Raw genomic sequence first — 14,665 nt, 5'->3', positions numbered from 1 at the left:
AGATCACTACCGGATGTTCAAGCACGTCTTCCAGTCCCGTCATGAGAAAAAACCCAAGCCCATCAAAGGGCTGGACGGGATGTTTTCTCTCAAGCGACTGTCTTCCTGACGCATTTTCGTCCTTTTTGATCAAATCATTGTTAATATTCCTGCTGCGGTAGCAGCGGAAGGCGGAACTACGCATTCTCTGAGGCATGGCGGATTTTGCCGATGGCAAAGGGCTGCTTTTTCATTGGCCGGCGCTATGAAATTGGAGAAAACAAGGACGGCAATCAGGAAATAATCTCGAGGCCTCGTTGCAAAAGGACATGGAGAGTGACGGGGAAGGAAATTTGAGCGGTTCATCAAATAATTTGCATGTCCCTAATACAGGGCGCGCTCCCTGCGGTGCTTGAATGATCCTTGATCTTTGGGGGCTGATGCTATATGGAACATACGAACGGATTTGAAGGAAACGAGACGGGGCCGCCGGGCCTCTGATTTTGTCATTATTCATTGTAATCACGTCATGACACGGAGAACGCGGACCATGAAATACGGCGTATGGACGGACAGAAGGGGGTTTACCCTGATCGAACTGCTGGTGGTGATTGTGGTGCTGGGCCTGTTGGCCGGGATCATCGCCCCGAAGATTCTCGGCCGGGTGGACGACGCCAAGATCGAATCGGCCAAGGCCAACATCAAGTCCTTTGAGACGGCGCTGGGCATGTACAAGCTGGACAACGGGATCTATCCCGATACCGAGCAGGGCCTCCAGGCTCTGGTCGAGGCGCCCTCCACCGGCACCCTCCCCAAGAAGTGGAAAAAGGGGGGCTACCTTCAGAAAAACACCGTGCCCAAGGATCCCTGGGGTAACGATTATATCTACATCTGCCCCGGGGTCCACGGGGAGTACGACATCATTTCCTACGGCAAGGACGGGATGAGCGGCGGGGAGGATGAGGACAAGGATATCAACAACTGGGAAATCGAATAACAAGGGCGTTGACGGCGGGCGACTGATCGAGCGGTGCCCTGCCGGAGCCTGGCGCATCATCGCGCCGTAACACGGGATGAGGATGACCCATGGCCGATCAACGGGGTTTCACGTTTATCGAAATCATTGTCGTGATCGTACTGATCGGTCTGATGTTCAGTTTCGCCCTTCCCCGGATGGACGGCCTGCTTTACATGGACAACCGAGACCGGGTCTCCCGGTGGGTGGTTTTGAATGTGGAGCATCTCAAAGGGCTGTCCGTGAAAAAACAGGTGCGTTATATTCTGCATGTGGACATTTCGGCCAACGCCTTCTGGATTTCCGAAGAGGGGATGGAGGAAGACGCCCTGGCCGAGGCTCGAAAGAGCGGGTTCGCCCTGCCGCCTGATATCCGTCTGGTGGATATCATCTATCCTTTTCCGGGCCGGGAGGACGACACGCGGTCCGAGGTCTTTTTCTACCCCCAGGGCTATTGCGACCATGCCGTCATTCATATGGAGAACGCCGACAGGGACAAGCTGTCCTTCGTGATCGAGCCGTTTCTTCCTCCGGTGGGGATCAGGGACGGGTTCGTGATGTTCGACGAATGATTTCTCATACGAAACAAACAGTGATACGGGATAACGGGCCGATGTTGAGGACGCAGCACGGACAATCGGGATTCACCCTGCTTGAGGTGGTCATTGCGGTGGCCGTCATCGCCACGGGATTTTTTGCGGTGTACTCCCTGCACATCCAGACCCTGTCGGTGAGCCATGCGGTCCGTTTCTATACCCGGGCGCCTCTTCTGGCCCAGGCCAAACTGGCGGAACTGGAGGTCGAATCACGGGATCTGTCCGATCAGAGCGGCGACTTCGGTGAGGACGACGACGGTTATTCGTATACGGTTCGCGTGTCCGATGTGGAGAATGAGCTGCTCGGCGAAACCGCCGGACGGTTCAAGAAAATCGATCTTCAGGTGGTGCTGAACGACGGGGAAAATACCTATGACCTGACCGCCTACAGGTATGTGGAGGACGATGAACGCTGATACGGCCGAAACCCGGGGGTTCACCCTGATCGAGGTGCTGATCGCCATCTTTATTTTCACCCTGGTGGTGTCGGTGGTGTTCACGAGTTTCCGGGAGATTGCCTTCAGTGCGGCGATGATCAACCAGGGCGGTGATGTGGACGAGATGGCTTACGGAGCCATGGGCATCATGCAGCGTGATCTGGAAGCCCTGTTCGTGGTGCAGAAGCCCGGTTACAGTCCGCCCGGATTCGGTGACGATCCCGATCCCTACCGTTTCGACGGGGGCACGGAACCGCTGGGCGGGACCCTGTTCCCGCAGCTTCGATTCACCTCCCTGTCCCATCTGCCGGTCAATCGGGATCAGCGGGGCGGAATCGCCGAGGTGGTGTATTACATGGATGAAAGCCGGGAATACGGATGGGTGCTCCGGCGATCGGACAGGATTTTTTTCTCAGAGGCCTTCGAGAAACGGCGGTCGGACCCCGTGCTTCTCCGCAGGATCAAGGCCCTCACGTTTACCTACGTCGATGAGGACGGGACCGAACACGACAGCTGGGATTCCGATTCCGACGAAGTCGGTTACGCCACACCCTCCGCCGTGGTCATACGCATGGAAATCGAGGACGAGGACCGCGTGATGACCTTTCATACGAGGATTCATCTGCGGTGTGTCCGGGAGAAAACATCATGATATGTCGACCCCGGGATCTTCTGAAACCATCGTTCAACCAGCGGGGTGTGGCCCTTCTGATCACCATCACCGTGCTGTTCGTGATTTTCGCCCTGGTGTCCGAGGTGAACCGGAACGTTCGGGGCAAGGTCGCCAAGGCCCACCAGTCCATGGAACGGGCACGGCTTTACGAGTTGGCCGTCTCGGGTATCCATCTGGGGATCGGCCTTTTGATGGAGGACAAGCGGACGTCCGAGACCGACACCCTCCAGGAAACCTGGGCCGATCCGTTGAAAATCGACGAACTTCTGGCGGCCTTTCCCGCACAGGACGCGACGATCAAGCTGGCGATCATCGACGAACTCGGAAAAATCCAGGTTAATGCGCTGGTTGCCTATCCGGAGGGCCGGGAGTTCAACGCCGCCCAGAAAACCCTCTGGGAAACGGTGCTGAACATGCTGAACCCGCCCGACGAATCCATCGACAGCCTTGGGGAAAACAGCGATATCATCAACTGCATCAAGGACTGGCTGGACAGGGGAGATGACGATGCGGTCACGGGCATCAACGGGGTGGAAAGCGATTATTACGAAAGCCTGACGCCCCCCTACAACGCGGCCAACGGTCCGTTTAGGACCCTGGACGAGCTGTCCCAGATCAAGGGCATCACACCCGAGATGCTCGGCCGCGTGGAAATGGGTTACCGGTTGAGTGACCTGCTCACGGTCTACGGCATGATCCCTGCCGAAAAGGCCAAGGATCAGGGCGAAAAAAAAACGCTGTTTACTTATCCGGGGAAAATCAATATAAATACGGCAGACTTGCCTGTGATCATGGCTCTGATGCCGGACAGTCGTTCGGACCTTGAAAATTCCATTGCGGCCCAGGCCATCGATGACTACCGGAAGGAACGGACCGAAGACGGGTTTGTCAACGAATTGTCCGGCACCTGGTATCTGAACTGCCCCGGCTGCGAGGACAGCGGTATCCGGACGGATCTGATCACCACGGCAAGTGACGTGTATTCCATTGCCTGCACGGCATCGAGCAGGGAAACACAGCGGACCGTCACGGCAGTCATTCAGCGTGACGATAAAAAGGGACACTATACGGTCTTGAGTTGGAAGGCCGATTGAGCTATAGGTTAACAGTGTTTGCGGCCCTTCTCCGGTTTCAAGAAGGGGGGCGCGTAAACGGCAGGGCAATTTCAGGTCATCAGCGATCCGGGTGAATTCACCCGCGGACAGGATATGAGCAGAAAAATTCTCGGACTCGACATCAGGCGGGATTCACTGACCGCCGTTCTGGTTCAGGGCACCCTCCAGGGGCATGTGATCGAGGCGCTGGCCCACATCGAGGCACCCCGGGACGAGGCCGGACCGGAATCCGACGGGGACGAACGGGGTGAACGCCTTCTGCGGATGCTTGAAACCCTGTCTCAGACCATGGATCTGTCAACGGCCGACGCCATGGTGTCCTTCCCCGCCATTGACATGTCGTTTCGCAATCTTTCCGTACCCTTTCGAAACAGAAAGAAAATCCGGCAGGTTCTGCCCTTCGAACTTGAACCGGTGATGCCCGGCGCCGTTGATGAGCTGGCGATGGATTTTATCGTTCGGGAGCAGGCGGATGAGGACGAGGAAAGCCGCCTGGTTTCGGCCGCGGTCAACAAAAATCTTCTTGAATCCTTTGAATCCTGTCTGAGACGGGGCGGGCTTTCGGTCCAGGCCGTACTGCCCGGCGGATCGGCTGCCGCCGAGTGTTTGATTGCATCCCTTGAGGAACGCCAGGACTGTCTGTTTCTCGATCTGGGCCGGGATGAGGGCACGCTGTTTCTGATCCACGGCAAACAGATCGCCGGGATCCGGTCCTTTGCGTCGAGTACCCCCCATGCCGCAGGCCTCAACGTGATTCGGACCGTGCTGGCGTTCTGTGAACAAAACGAGATCGATTACAGTCCCGAGATGCTTTATGTGACCGGGACGGGGGGCGGAGCGCCGGGAGCCCACGAGGCCCTGGCCAAGGCCGCGGGTTTGCCGGTGGAACCCATGGACGCCCGGCGTTTCATGGGGTTCGGCCTGGATGAGCGGCTGACGGATCTCTGGGACCGGGATCTGTATCAGAACGCCATGGCCCTCTGCCATGCAGGGCTCTTCGGTATCAAGGGTCTCCGCCTGAGCGAGCGGTTTGTGGCCCTGAATAAATACCTGTCCGAGTATCGGGGGCGCCTGATTCACAGCGGGGTGCTTCTTGTTCTGGTGCTTCTGGTCCTTTTCGGGAATCTGGTCTATGACACCCTCAGCGCCCGGCGGACCCTTGCGGATTATGATCGCCGGATGACGGCCGTTTTCCGGGAAACCTTTCCCGAAACCACGAAGATCGTCGACGCCTACAGCCAGATGAAGGCCAACGTGACCGAGGCCCGCAAGCAGTCCGCCTTCGCGGACAGCAAGGCCGGGAACATCCGGCTCATCGACCTTCTCAACGATATCAGCCGGGCTTTGCCGGAGACCCTGTCCATCGAGTTCGACCGATTTGTTTTGGGCAGCGAGGACCTGAAAATCTCGGGCAGCACGGATACCTTCGCTTCGGTGGAAGACATGAAGACCCGTCTGACGAAGATCGATTATTTCAGCGCCGTGGTGATCACCTCGACCACCGGCGACCCCGGCGGAAGCAAGGTCAATTTTAAACTCAAGATCGATTTCTGATCGGTCGGTCGAAAGGGATGAGCGGCCCATGGCCATCCAGATGAGCAATCGTGAAAAGGGATTTGTGGGGGGAGCGGCGGCCCTGATCGTTCTGCTTGCGATCTATCAGTTCGTGATCACTCCCTTTGTGGACGGCCGTGAACGGACCCTGCGGCTGATCGGTGAAAAAAAAGACCGGCTCGAGGAAATGCAGATACTCAGGGACGAGTATCTGGACCTGATGGAAAAAAATCGTTCCATGCAGAAAAGCGCAGGACGGAAGGATCGGAATTTTACCTTGTTCTCGTTTCTGGAGCAGCTTTCCGGAACCACCGGGGTCAAGGACAGCATCAGCTACATGAAACCGTCGGAAAGCGTGCAGAAGGACACCCAGCTGACCCTGTCCCTGGTGGAAATGAAGCTCCAGGGCGTGGATATGAAAAAACTGATGGAGTTCCTCTACGAGGTCGAGACCTCGCCCAACGGGGTGTTCGTCCGGGGGGTATCCCTGACCAAGACCGGTAAGGATAAAAAACTGCTGACCGCCATTCTCCAGATCGAAACGGTCAAACAGGAGAGTTGAGCGGTCGGTGCGTGACCGGCATACGAAAGCGAAGACATCGCACATGGCCATGTTCAGCAGAAAAAATATCTTTTATACCCTGTACGCCCTGGGAACCTTTGTCTTTTTCCTGTGGTTTCTTTTTCCGGCGGATTTTTTCGCCGATTATCTGGAAACCGTGATTGCGCGGCAGGCTCCGGACCTTGACGTGACCATCGGGAAGGCCCGCCCGGCCCTTCCCGCCTCCCTGTCCCTGCGTGACGTGGAATTAACGGCCCGGTCGGAGAGGATTACGGTGAAGGTCGAGGCCCTGAAAATCACCCCCGGCCTGATTTCCCTGGTCCGGGGAAATCCGGAGATTGTCTTTGTCCTCAAAGGGTTCGGCGGTCGGGTCTCCGGTCGGGTCGTCGTTCCGGAACGCAACCCCGCAAAGCTGTCGGTGGAAAACGTCACGGTTTCGGGCGTCAGGCTGGAAACCCTGGAAAGCATTCTGGCCTCTCGTCTTCCGGGTTATGCGGTGAAAGGCACCCTGGACGCCCGGGCCAGTTATTCTCCCGAAGGACGGGGCAACGGTGTTTTGAGCGTTTCGGTCACCGATCTGGTCGTGACGCCGGAACGGCCGTTTTTCACCATTTCAAGCCTGTCTTTTCCCGAGGTGACGGCCGATGTGGAACTCAAGAGCAAGAAAGTCCAGATCCAGAATGCGGCGGTCGACGGCCGTGAGGTCGACGGAACCCTGACCGGCTCGATTTTTATCCGCAGCCCCCTCGAGCGGAGCACGCTGCGGCTGTCCGGGACGGTACGCCCCGATCCGGCCTTCATGGAAACCCTGGGCCAAAGCGTTCCCATCGAGGCCTTGATCGGCAAAAAAATGAATGCAAACGGCGATATTTCGTTCAGCATTTCCGGGACGGCCGCCGGTCCCCGGTACGCGCTTAAATAGGGAAGAGGAATCAAACATCCATGGTCGATCGGTATTTCACCCTTGCCAATCTCATCCTGATCACGGCCTTTATCGGGCTGGGAACCGGAACCTTTTACAAGGTCCTGACCCATTCGCTGACCATCGAGGAGGTCCGGCCGGCGGCCCGAACGGTCCCTACGTCCTCCCGGGCCGAAACCGCGGCCCGTCAGTCGTTTGCGGCTTACAGCCAGGTGGCCGGGCGCAATCTCTTCCGGGTCGATGACGAGGTTCCGCCGCAAACCACGGCGGACCTGAAGCTCGACGACATGGAAAAAACCGACCTGCAACTGACCCTCTGGGGCACCATTTCCGGCGGCGGGGCCCTGGCCTTTGCCGTCATCGAGGAAAAGACGACCCGGCAGCAGGCCCTGTACAAGGTCGGTGACCGTATTCAGGACGCCACCCTCACCCATGTGCTGAGGAACAAGGTGGTGCTCAACGTGAACGGCAAGGACCAGATCCTCGAGGTCAGCGATGCCGCGGGCATGGGCGGAACCCCCGGGCACCGGATGATGCCGGCACCGGATTACGCCGACGCGGCGCCGTCGGGGCCGCCGTCGACCATCACCGTGGAGCGGGAGATGATCGATGAATCCCTGAAGGATCTGAACAAGCTGATGAAGGATGTCCGCATCCGGCCCCATTTCAAGGACGGCGAGGCGGACGGACTGATCATCAGCGGTATAAGGGGCGATTCGGTGTTCAAGCAGCTGGGCCTCCGCAACGGGGATATCATTCTCGGGGTCGACGGCAACAAGATCCAGAGTGTGGACGATGCCATGAAGCTGTACGGCGGGCTCAAGAACATGGAAAACATGAAGGTTGAGATCAAACGGCGTGGACAGATTCAAACCCTTGATTTTGATATTAAATAGTCATTCAGACGGGACATTATGATACGGATCAAACACGGTGGACGACACATGAAGGCGACAAACAACGGCAGGGTGGGCGCAGGCACGTCGGCCATGGCTTTTCTTCTGATTCTCCTGATGGCGGCCCTGGCCTTCGCCGCACCCCCTGGAGACGGGACGAAAAGTCCGTCCCCAGGGGCGGCTCCGGAGATGGTTCATCTGGATTTCAACGATGTGGACATTCGGGTCTTCATCAAATTCATCAGTGAAATCACCGGGCAGAATTTTGTGATCGACCGGAAGGTCAACGGCAAGATTTCGATCATTTCACCGGGAGCCGTGTCCATCGACGAGGCCTACCGGGTGTTTGAATCGGTGCTGGAGGTCCATGACTTCGCCGCGGTCAAGGCGGGCAAGCTGATCAAGATCGTTCCGGCCAAGGATGCGCTCCAGAAAAACATCGTCACCCGTCTCAAGCAGGAGGCGGGCCCCGCCGACGACCGGGTGGTCACCCAGCTGATTCCCCTGAAATACGCCGACCCCGATGAAATCAAGCGCCTGTTTACCCCTTTGGTCAGCCGGAACAGCAGTATTTTGTCCTATGACCCCACCAACATGCTGATCATCACCGACCTGGCCTCCAACATCCAGCGGCTGATGACGATTTTGGGCACCATCGACGTGACCGGCATCGGCCAGGAAATCACGGTGATTCCTTTGGAATTCGCCGACTGCACCAAGTTCACCAGCCTGCTCAACACGGTGTTCAAGGCCCAGGCCGGCGCGAAAAGCAAGACCTTGAAAAGCATCCAGTTCGTGGCCGACGAGCGGACCAACAGCGTGGTGGTCCTGGCCAGCAAGGGGGAAACCGAGAAGATCGGCAATCTGGTGCGGCTGCTCGACAAGGAAGTGCCCCGGGGCAAGGAAAAGATCCATGTCTACTACCTGGAAAACGGGTCGGCCGAAGACCTGGCCGGGGTGCTCCAGAATCTGTCCAAGAAAACCTCGGCCGCCGACCCCGGCAAGAAGGCCCCCATCCAGAGCGAAAACGTCCAGATCACGGCGGACAAGGCCACCAACAGCCTGATCATCATCGCCGACAAGAGCGACTACGTGGTGCTCGAAGAGGTGATCAAGAAACTCGATATCCCCCGGACCATGGTCTACATCGAATGCCTGATCATGGAAGTCAACGTGGACAAGACCTTCAACCTGGGCATGGAATGGACCCTGGGCTCCGATACCACCATCGACGGCAAGGCCTCGGGGGTGGGTGCGGGGTTCGACGGCGGCAGCGGCTACGCCAATACGGCGGGCCTGGCGGGGTTGAGCGCCACGGCGCCGGGGGTCAGCGTTCTGCCCACGGGCTTTGCCCTGGGCGTCTTTTCCGAAACCCTGAAAATCGGCAACGTGTCCTTTCCCAGCCTGGGCGCCGTGATCCAGGCCTACAAGAAGGATGAGGACGTGGAGATTCTGTCCACGCCCCAGATCCTGACCACGGACAACGAGGAGGCCAGCATTTCCGTGGGTAAGAAAATCCCCTACCTGACCAAGGACGTGAGCGGGGAAACCAACTACAACAATTACGAATACAAGGATGTGGGCATCTCCCTCAAGATCACCCCGCACATCAACGAGGACCGGAAAATCCGGCTGAAAATCGCCCAGGAAACCAGCCGCGTTCTGGGGGACACCCAGAGCCTGTCGCCGTCCACCCTCAAACGGACCATCGACACCACGGTCATCGTCGATGACGGCAGCACGGTGGTTTTGGGCGGGCTCATCGACGAAAGCTTCACCGACTCACGGTATAAGGTGCCCTGTCTTGGGGACATTCCCATCATCAAATACCTGTTCAGTTCCATTGGAAAGTCACAGTCCAAGACCAACCTCTATGTCTTTCTGACCTCCCGGGTGGTGAAAAACGGCCAGGAAGCCCGGGAACTTTACAACAGGAAATACGATGACATCAACCAGCTCAAGGAAGGCCGTGTCCGGCTTTATCCCGGCAAGGACAAGCATCCGGCGGGTCTGTCCGAACCCCTGCAGCTCGAACCTGTGGTCGAAAGCCTGAACGTGGAAACCACCACGGAAGAGTAAGTGTTTCTTATGAACAGACAACTGTCTCAGATCCTTGAAGAGAAGTTTAAGGTGTCTCCCCGTCAGATCGAGGAAGCCCGGGCCCTGGGCCGTGAACAGAATCTGAAACTCAGTGAGATTCTGATCAAGAAAAACATCGTGACCGAAGCCCAGTTCCTGGAAGCCGTGGGCGAACAGTACCGGATGCCCTTTCTGTCCCAACTGCCCATGGAAGGGCTCGATACCTCCTTTACCGCCAAGGTGTCCATTCAGTTTTTGAAAAAGAACCACATGGTGCCCCTTCGGACCCAGGTCGAGATTCTGGAAGACGACGATGACGATTCGGCTATCGGCATGGTCCGCATTGCCGTCAACGATCCCCTGCACGTCCACCAGCTGGACGACCTGGCCCGGCTTCTGAATTACGATCGCTATGAAACCGTGCTGGCCACCCGGGACGCCATCGTCTCGGTGATCAACCGGGCCTACGACCTGAGCCGGGATTCGGCCCAGCAGCTGGTTCAGGACATGGAGGAAAGCAGCCGGACCATCATCAGCGAGATCGAGGAAACGGCCGACCTTCTGGACGACACCAGCGAATCCCAGATCATCAAGCTGGTCAACCATATCATTTCCCAGTCCATCAAGGCCCGGGCCAGCGATATCCACATCGAGCCCTACCAGGACAGCTTCAAGGTCAGGTACCGGGTGGACGGGATTCTGTATGACCTTCTTAAACCGCCCAAATGGATCCAGTCGGCCCTGATCTCCCGCATCAAGGTCATGGCCAAGCTGAATATCGCGGAAAAACGCCTGCCCCAGGACGGCCGCATCGACGTGCGTATCGGTGAGAACGACGTGGACATCCGTGTGTCCACCGTACCCACCACCTTCGGGGAACGGGTGGTGCTGCGTCTTCTGAGCAAGGCCGGGGCCCTGTTGACCCTCACCGAATTCGGTCTCCCCCAGGAAAAGCTCGACATCCTGGAAGAGCTGATCCACGCCCCCAACGGCATCATTCTGGTCACCGGCCCCACGGGCAGCGGGAAAACCACCACCCTGTACGCTATTCTTTCGGCCATCAATTCGCCGGAAATCAACATCATCACCATCGAGGACCCCATCGAGTACCAGCTGAACGGCATCGGTCAGATCCAGGTCAACCCCAAGATCGACCTGACGTTTGCCAGCGGACTGCGCTCCATCGTGCGCCAGGACCCCGACGTGATCCTGGTGGGTGAGATAAGGGACGGGGAAACGGCGGAAATCGCCATCCAGTCGGCCCTGACCGGCCATCTGGTTTTTTCGACCCTGCACACCAACGATTCGGCCAGTGCCGTGACCCGTCTGGTGGACCTGGGCATGGAGCCCTTTTTGCTGTCGTCGGCCCTGAATGCCGTCCTGGCCCAGCGCCTGGTTCGGACCCTCTGCCCCCACTGCCGGGAGGAATACCGGCCCGACGCCCACATGATCAACCTGGCCGGGCTGCCCCTGGATAAATGCAAGAACATTCCCTTCTACCGGGCCAAGGGCTGCGACCAGTGCTTCCAGACCGGGTACAAGGGCCGGGTGGCCATCATGGAAATCATGGTCATGGACCAGTACATCAAAAGTCTGATTTTAAAAACCTCCGACTCCAACGTCATCAAGACCCACGCCGTCAAGCGGGGCATGAAGACCCTGCGGATCGACGGACTCAAGAAGCTGATCGACGGCGTCACCACCATCGAGGAAGTGCTGAGGGTGACCCATGGCTGAAAGGCCTCGGCGGTGGGGGCCGGTTCTCATCCTTGCCCTGGTTTTAACCTCCGCCTGCACCTCGTCAGGCATCTCCCCCATGCAATCGGCATCCCGGGCGGCCATCCACGGATTCCAGCGTCTGATTTCACCGGTGGACGGGGACCGCTGCATGATGCTGCCATCCTGTTCGGCCTATGCCGAGGACGCCGTCGTCACCCATGGTTTTCTGATTGGCTGGATCATGACCTGTGACCGCCTGATGCGCTGCGGGCGCGATGAACTGACCGAAAGCGATATCGTGATGATCGGCGGGCAATCCTACTGCGTGGACCCCCTTGAAAACAATGACTTCTGGTGGACTCGAACTCGCCCATGAAACCGCTTTGCTCTCTTTTGATGATTCTGTTGACGGCGGCCGCCGTGACCGCGGAAACGCACGGTCCCCTTTGTCTGACCGCCGACGATCAGTTCGCCTACGCCCGGGACCTTCTGGACGCGACGGATTACGAAACCGCCCGGGTGGAGTTCAAACGTTTTCTGCGGTTTTTCCCCGATGATGCCCGAACCGCCGAGGCCCGCTTTCGTATCGGTCAGGCGTTTTTCGACGAGGGGCAGGTCGCAGGTGCCCTGCCCGAGCTGACGGCCCTGATCGACGAGGAAGGCAACGGACCCTGGGGCGTCGAGGCCTCGATCCTGGCGGCCCGGTGCCACCTGCGAACCGGGAACCCGGTGCTGGGGGAGATTGTACTGAAAAATATCGTTGAAACCACGACGGACCCGCAGGTCCGCGACCGGGTTTTTTACGAGACGGCCTGGCTGCGCCTGGAAACCGGGAGGTGGGACCGGGCTAAGGATGCCCTGGGGCATCTCAGCCCCCCGGGCCGGGATCTTTATCAGGCCGGACACATTCTGTCCGAACTCGAAAAAACCCCGTCGATCCCCCGGAAAAACCCAAGGGTTGCCGGAACGTTGGCCCTGATCCCCGGAGCCGGCTACCTTTACCTGGAACGCTACCAGGATGCCCTGGTCGCCTTTCTGCTCAACGGGGGGCTGATCCTGGCCGCCGCCGAATCCTTTGATCATGACCGCCCCGCTTTGGGCGGGGTCATCGCCTTCGTGGGCTTTGGTTTTTACGCCGGAAATATCTATGGGTCCGCCGGCAGCGCCCACAAATACAACCGACGGGCTGCGCGGGATTTTCTGACGAGGCTCAAAGAGGGCCTTTCCGTGACGGTGCGGGGGGGCGGTGCGGGGGGAGTGACCCCGGCGTTGGTGGTGGGGGGACGGTTTTGAGGGGGGACGGACGTGGACAGAGTGGGGAGAAAAACGTGGAGGCGAATGGCTATGACTGACCTGATTCCTCGGCACGGTGGGTATCGCTCGCTGAAGAGTTTCCAGGTGGCTCAACTGGTGTACGATGTCACGGCGCGATTCTGTGACCGTTACATTGACCGGTTCAGTCGGACCAAAGATCAGATGGTGCAGGCGGCCCGCAGCGGGGTCCAGAATATCGCCGAGGGGTCCCAGGCCTCGGCGACATCCAGAAAAACCGAATTGAAACTGACCCAGGTGGCCCGGGCCAGTCTGGAAGAACTGAAACTGGATTACGAGGATTTTCTTCGTCAGCGCGGATTGCGTCTGTGGGAGAGGGACAATCCCATCCGGCAGTCCCTGATCGATAAGCGGTGTCAGACTGCAGATCAGGTGGCCTCATGGGTCAAGGCCGTGAGTTCCTGCTACAATCCAACCGGCCCTGCGGCCTACCCTGAAATCTCCGCCAACGCCGCTCTGGTGCTTATCACTGTGGCCTGATCCCTGCTTGACCGGCAGGTCCGGAGCCTGGCCGTGACCTTCGAACAGGACGGCGGATTCAGTGAACGGATGTACCGGGTACGCACGGAGAAGCGCGGGAAACCTCATGGCAGACAGTCGTAGACAGGGTGCCATGGGTGATCCGTCCACTCACGTCCACTTCGGTCCACCCCGTCCATTAACGTCCACTGCCTCACCCTTTCCCTAAAACGACTTGGTAATCGTCAACACCGTTTTCGTCCCCTCGGATTCCCCTTCGGCGCCGAATTCAAACAACGTGCGCAGATTGGCCTGGAACAGGGCGGGCGGCAGCCAGAACAGGTTGACTTCGGCGCCCAGGGCGTAGACGCGGTGTTTGTCGTCGGAGGTAAGGGGGCCGTCATCGCCGGTGATCTGCCACAAGCCGTAACCGCAGACGCCGGGACGGATCAGAAGACCCTTGGACAGAGGCATTTCCTTGCCCACGCCGAAATCGATGATGAATTCGGAACCGGGCTCCTTGTCCGTGTCGTCCTGCTCGCCATAGTAAAGGGTCCGGGTGAGTACCGAGGCGGACAGGCTTTTGTGGTCGTCGAAAAACATGGTGGCGCCCAGGGTCAGCATGGCGCTCCAGTATCCATTACCGGGGGACGCCGGTTCGGCGGCGTCAAAATGCCCGGTGGGCAGATTGACACCCAGGCCCAGGGCCACGTCGTAACGGGCTTCGTGCCAGGCCAGAATCAGCGGTTCCACATAAAGATCCCCCAGACCGACCCGGCTGTCCGAGAACCCGGTGACTTCGAAATCCGTGGCGACCATGGGCAGGATCACGCTGTAGCCGTAGTCGGCCCCCAGTATTTTCCGGCCGGTCATGTGGATGACCCGGTGGACCTGAACCAGAACCCCCAGATCAAACCCGTTGCCGATCTTGTCGCCCTGTGCATCGGTCAGGGTGTCCGCCTCATAGACCATGTTGAACATGCGCCAGTGGACCCCGGGCGGGGGGACGGAGGCGGCCAAAACCCCTTCGAGGCCCGGCGTGTATCCTTTGCCTGCGGCACCGGCACTCTGGGCCAGGCCGAACAACGTCAGTGCGATCATTCCCGTGAGCAGCATGCGGGACCATGGTTTTTTCATCGTGTCTCCTTTCGTCGGACCCGCCGGTGGCGGGATGTCAATGGGGGGTGTTTTTTGAAAAATGTGGTTTATCGTTAACAGACTCTCTGATGGGAAACAACCTTCTTTTGAAGGGAGATCGTCTTTTTGTGGACGAGTGTGGACAGGCAGAATGCGTCCACTGTGTCCACACCGTCCACTTTTGTCCACC

Annotated in this window: 16 protein-coding genes; 15 read left to right on the top strand and 1 reads right to left on the bottom strand. The window is 58.5% G+C overall.

Translation table 11 applies throughout. From position 1 onward, the window contains the following. Positions 1 to 529 precede the first annotated feature (529 nt). From gspG to ACYQ11_RS20045, 15 genes are all read left to right on the top strand, one after another. Positions 530 to 976, top strand: a complete 447-nt coding sequence (gene gspG, locus ACYQ11_RS20115; RefSeq protein WP_459925618.1) for a type II secretion system major pseudopilin GspG — start codon at positions 530 to 532, stop codon at positions 974 to 976. An 89-nt stretch (positions 977 to 1,065) separates the two neighbouring features. Then, complete coding sequence (locus ACYQ11_RS20110) at positions 1,066 to 1,566, top strand: prepilin-type N-terminal cleavage/methylation domain-containing protein (RefSeq protein WP_459925617.1); 501 nt, start codon at positions 1,066 to 1,068, stop codon at positions 1,564 to 1,566. A gap of 41 nt (positions 1,567 to 1,607) precedes the next feature. Next, positions 1,608 to 2,006 carry a type IV pilus modification PilV family protein gene (locus tag ACYQ11_RS20105; RefSeq protein ID WP_459925616.1) on the top strand — a complete coding sequence of 133 codons (399 nt, stop codon included), beginning with the start codon at positions 1,608 to 1,610 and terminating at the stop codon, positions 2,004 to 2,006. Then, a complete protein-coding gene (locus tag ACYQ11_RS20100; RefSeq protein WP_459925615.1) occupies positions 1,996 to 2,679 on the top strand; it encodes a type II secretion system protein GspJ in 684 nt (227 codons plus the stop codon). Before ACYQ11_RS20105 ends, ACYQ11_RS20100 begins: the two co-directional genes overlap by 11 nt. Beyond that, positions 2,676 to 3,794 carry a type II secretion system minor pseudopilin gene (locus tag ACYQ11_RS20095; protein ID WP_459925614.1) on the top strand — a complete coding sequence of 373 codons (1,119 nt, stop codon included), beginning with the start codon at positions 2,676 to 2,678 and terminating at the stop codon, positions 3,792 to 3,794. The genes ACYQ11_RS20100 and ACYQ11_RS20095 overlap by 4 nt, the downstream gene beginning before the upstream one ends. A 114-nt stretch (positions 3,795 to 3,908) precedes the next feature. After that, positions 3,909 to 5,369: a type II secretion system protein GspL gene (gene gspL, locus ACYQ11_RS20090; RefSeq protein WP_459925613.1), complete on the top strand. Its 1,461-nt coding sequence runs from the start codon at positions 3,909 to 3,911 to the stop codon at positions 5,367 to 5,369. A 28-nt stretch (positions 5,370 to 5,397) separates the two neighbouring features. Further along, entirely contained in the window at positions 5,398 to 5,931 is a 534-nt protein-coding gene (gspM, locus tag ACYQ11_RS20085) for a type II secretion system protein M (RefSeq protein WP_459925612.1), read from the top strand. Between the two features lie 43 nt (positions 5,932 to 5,974). Beyond that, positions 5,975 to 6,853 carry a type II secretion system protein GspN gene (gspN, locus tag ACYQ11_RS20080; protein ID WP_459925611.1) on the top strand — a complete coding sequence of 293 codons (879 nt, stop codon included), beginning with the start codon at positions 5,975 to 5,977 and terminating at the stop codon, positions 6,851 to 6,853. A gap of 20 nt (positions 6,854 to 6,873) precedes the next feature. Then, positions 6,874 to 7,749: a type II secretion system protein GspC gene (gspC, locus tag ACYQ11_RS20075; protein ID WP_459925610.1), complete on the top strand. Its 876-nt coding sequence runs from the start codon at positions 6,874 to 6,876 to the stop codon at positions 7,747 to 7,749. Between the two features lie 48 nt (positions 7,750 to 7,797). Beyond that, positions 7,798 to 9,828, top strand: coding sequence for a type II secretion system secretin GspD (gspD, locus tag ACYQ11_RS20070; protein WP_459925609.1), 2,031 nt, complete (start codon positions 7,798 to 7,800; stop codon positions 9,826 to 9,828). A 9-nt stretch (positions 9,829 to 9,837) separates the two neighbouring features. After that, positions 9,838 to 11,565, top strand: a complete 1,728-nt coding sequence (gene gspE / locus ACYQ11_RS20065; RefSeq protein ID WP_459925608.1) for a type II secretion system ATPase GspE — start codon at positions 9,838 to 9,840, stop codon at positions 11,563 to 11,565. Further along, positions 11,558 to 11,923, top strand: coding sequence for a membrane protein insertion efficiency factor YidD (gene yidD, locus ACYQ11_RS20060; RefSeq protein ID WP_459925607.1), 366 nt, complete (start codon positions 11,558 to 11,560; stop codon positions 11,921 to 11,923). Before gspE ends, yidD begins: the two co-directional genes overlap by 8 nt. Further along, the gene (locus ACYQ11_RS20055; RefSeq protein ID WP_459925606.1) at positions 11,920 to 12,840 is read left to right on the top strand and encodes a tetratricopeptide repeat protein; all 921 of its coding nucleotides are present in this window, start codon (positions 11,920 to 11,922) and stop codon (positions 12,838 to 12,840) included. Before yidD ends, ACYQ11_RS20055 begins: the two co-directional genes overlap by 4 nt. Before the next feature lie 45 nt (positions 12,841 to 12,885). Further along, positions 12,886 to 13,359: a four helix bundle protein gene (locus ACYQ11_RS20050; RefSeq protein WP_459925605.1), complete on the top strand. Its 474-nt coding sequence runs from the start codon at positions 12,886 to 12,888 to the stop codon at positions 13,357 to 13,359. Between the two features lie 3 nt (positions 13,360 to 13,362). Then, a complete protein-coding gene (locus ACYQ11_RS20045) occupies positions 13,363 to 13,482 on the top strand; it encodes a four helix bundle suffix domain-containing protein (protein ID WP_459925619.1) in 120 nt (39 codons plus the stop codon). 81 nt (positions 13,483 to 13,563) lie between these two features. On the opposite strand, the gene ACYQ11_RS20040 is transcribed toward ACYQ11_RS20045, so the two are convergent. Further along, positions 13,564 to 14,475, bottom strand: coding sequence for a SphA family protein (locus tag ACYQ11_RS20040; protein ID WP_459925604.1), 912 nt, complete (start codon positions 14,473 to 14,475; stop codon positions 13,564 to 13,566). Between the last annotated feature and the right edge of the window lie 190 nt (positions 14,476 to 14,665).

The organism is Desulfatiferula olefinivorans (genome assembly GCF_054657895.1).
The sequence above is the reverse complement of the archived record's forward strand: the minus strand, read 5'-3'. Positions and strand labels throughout refer to the sequence as shown.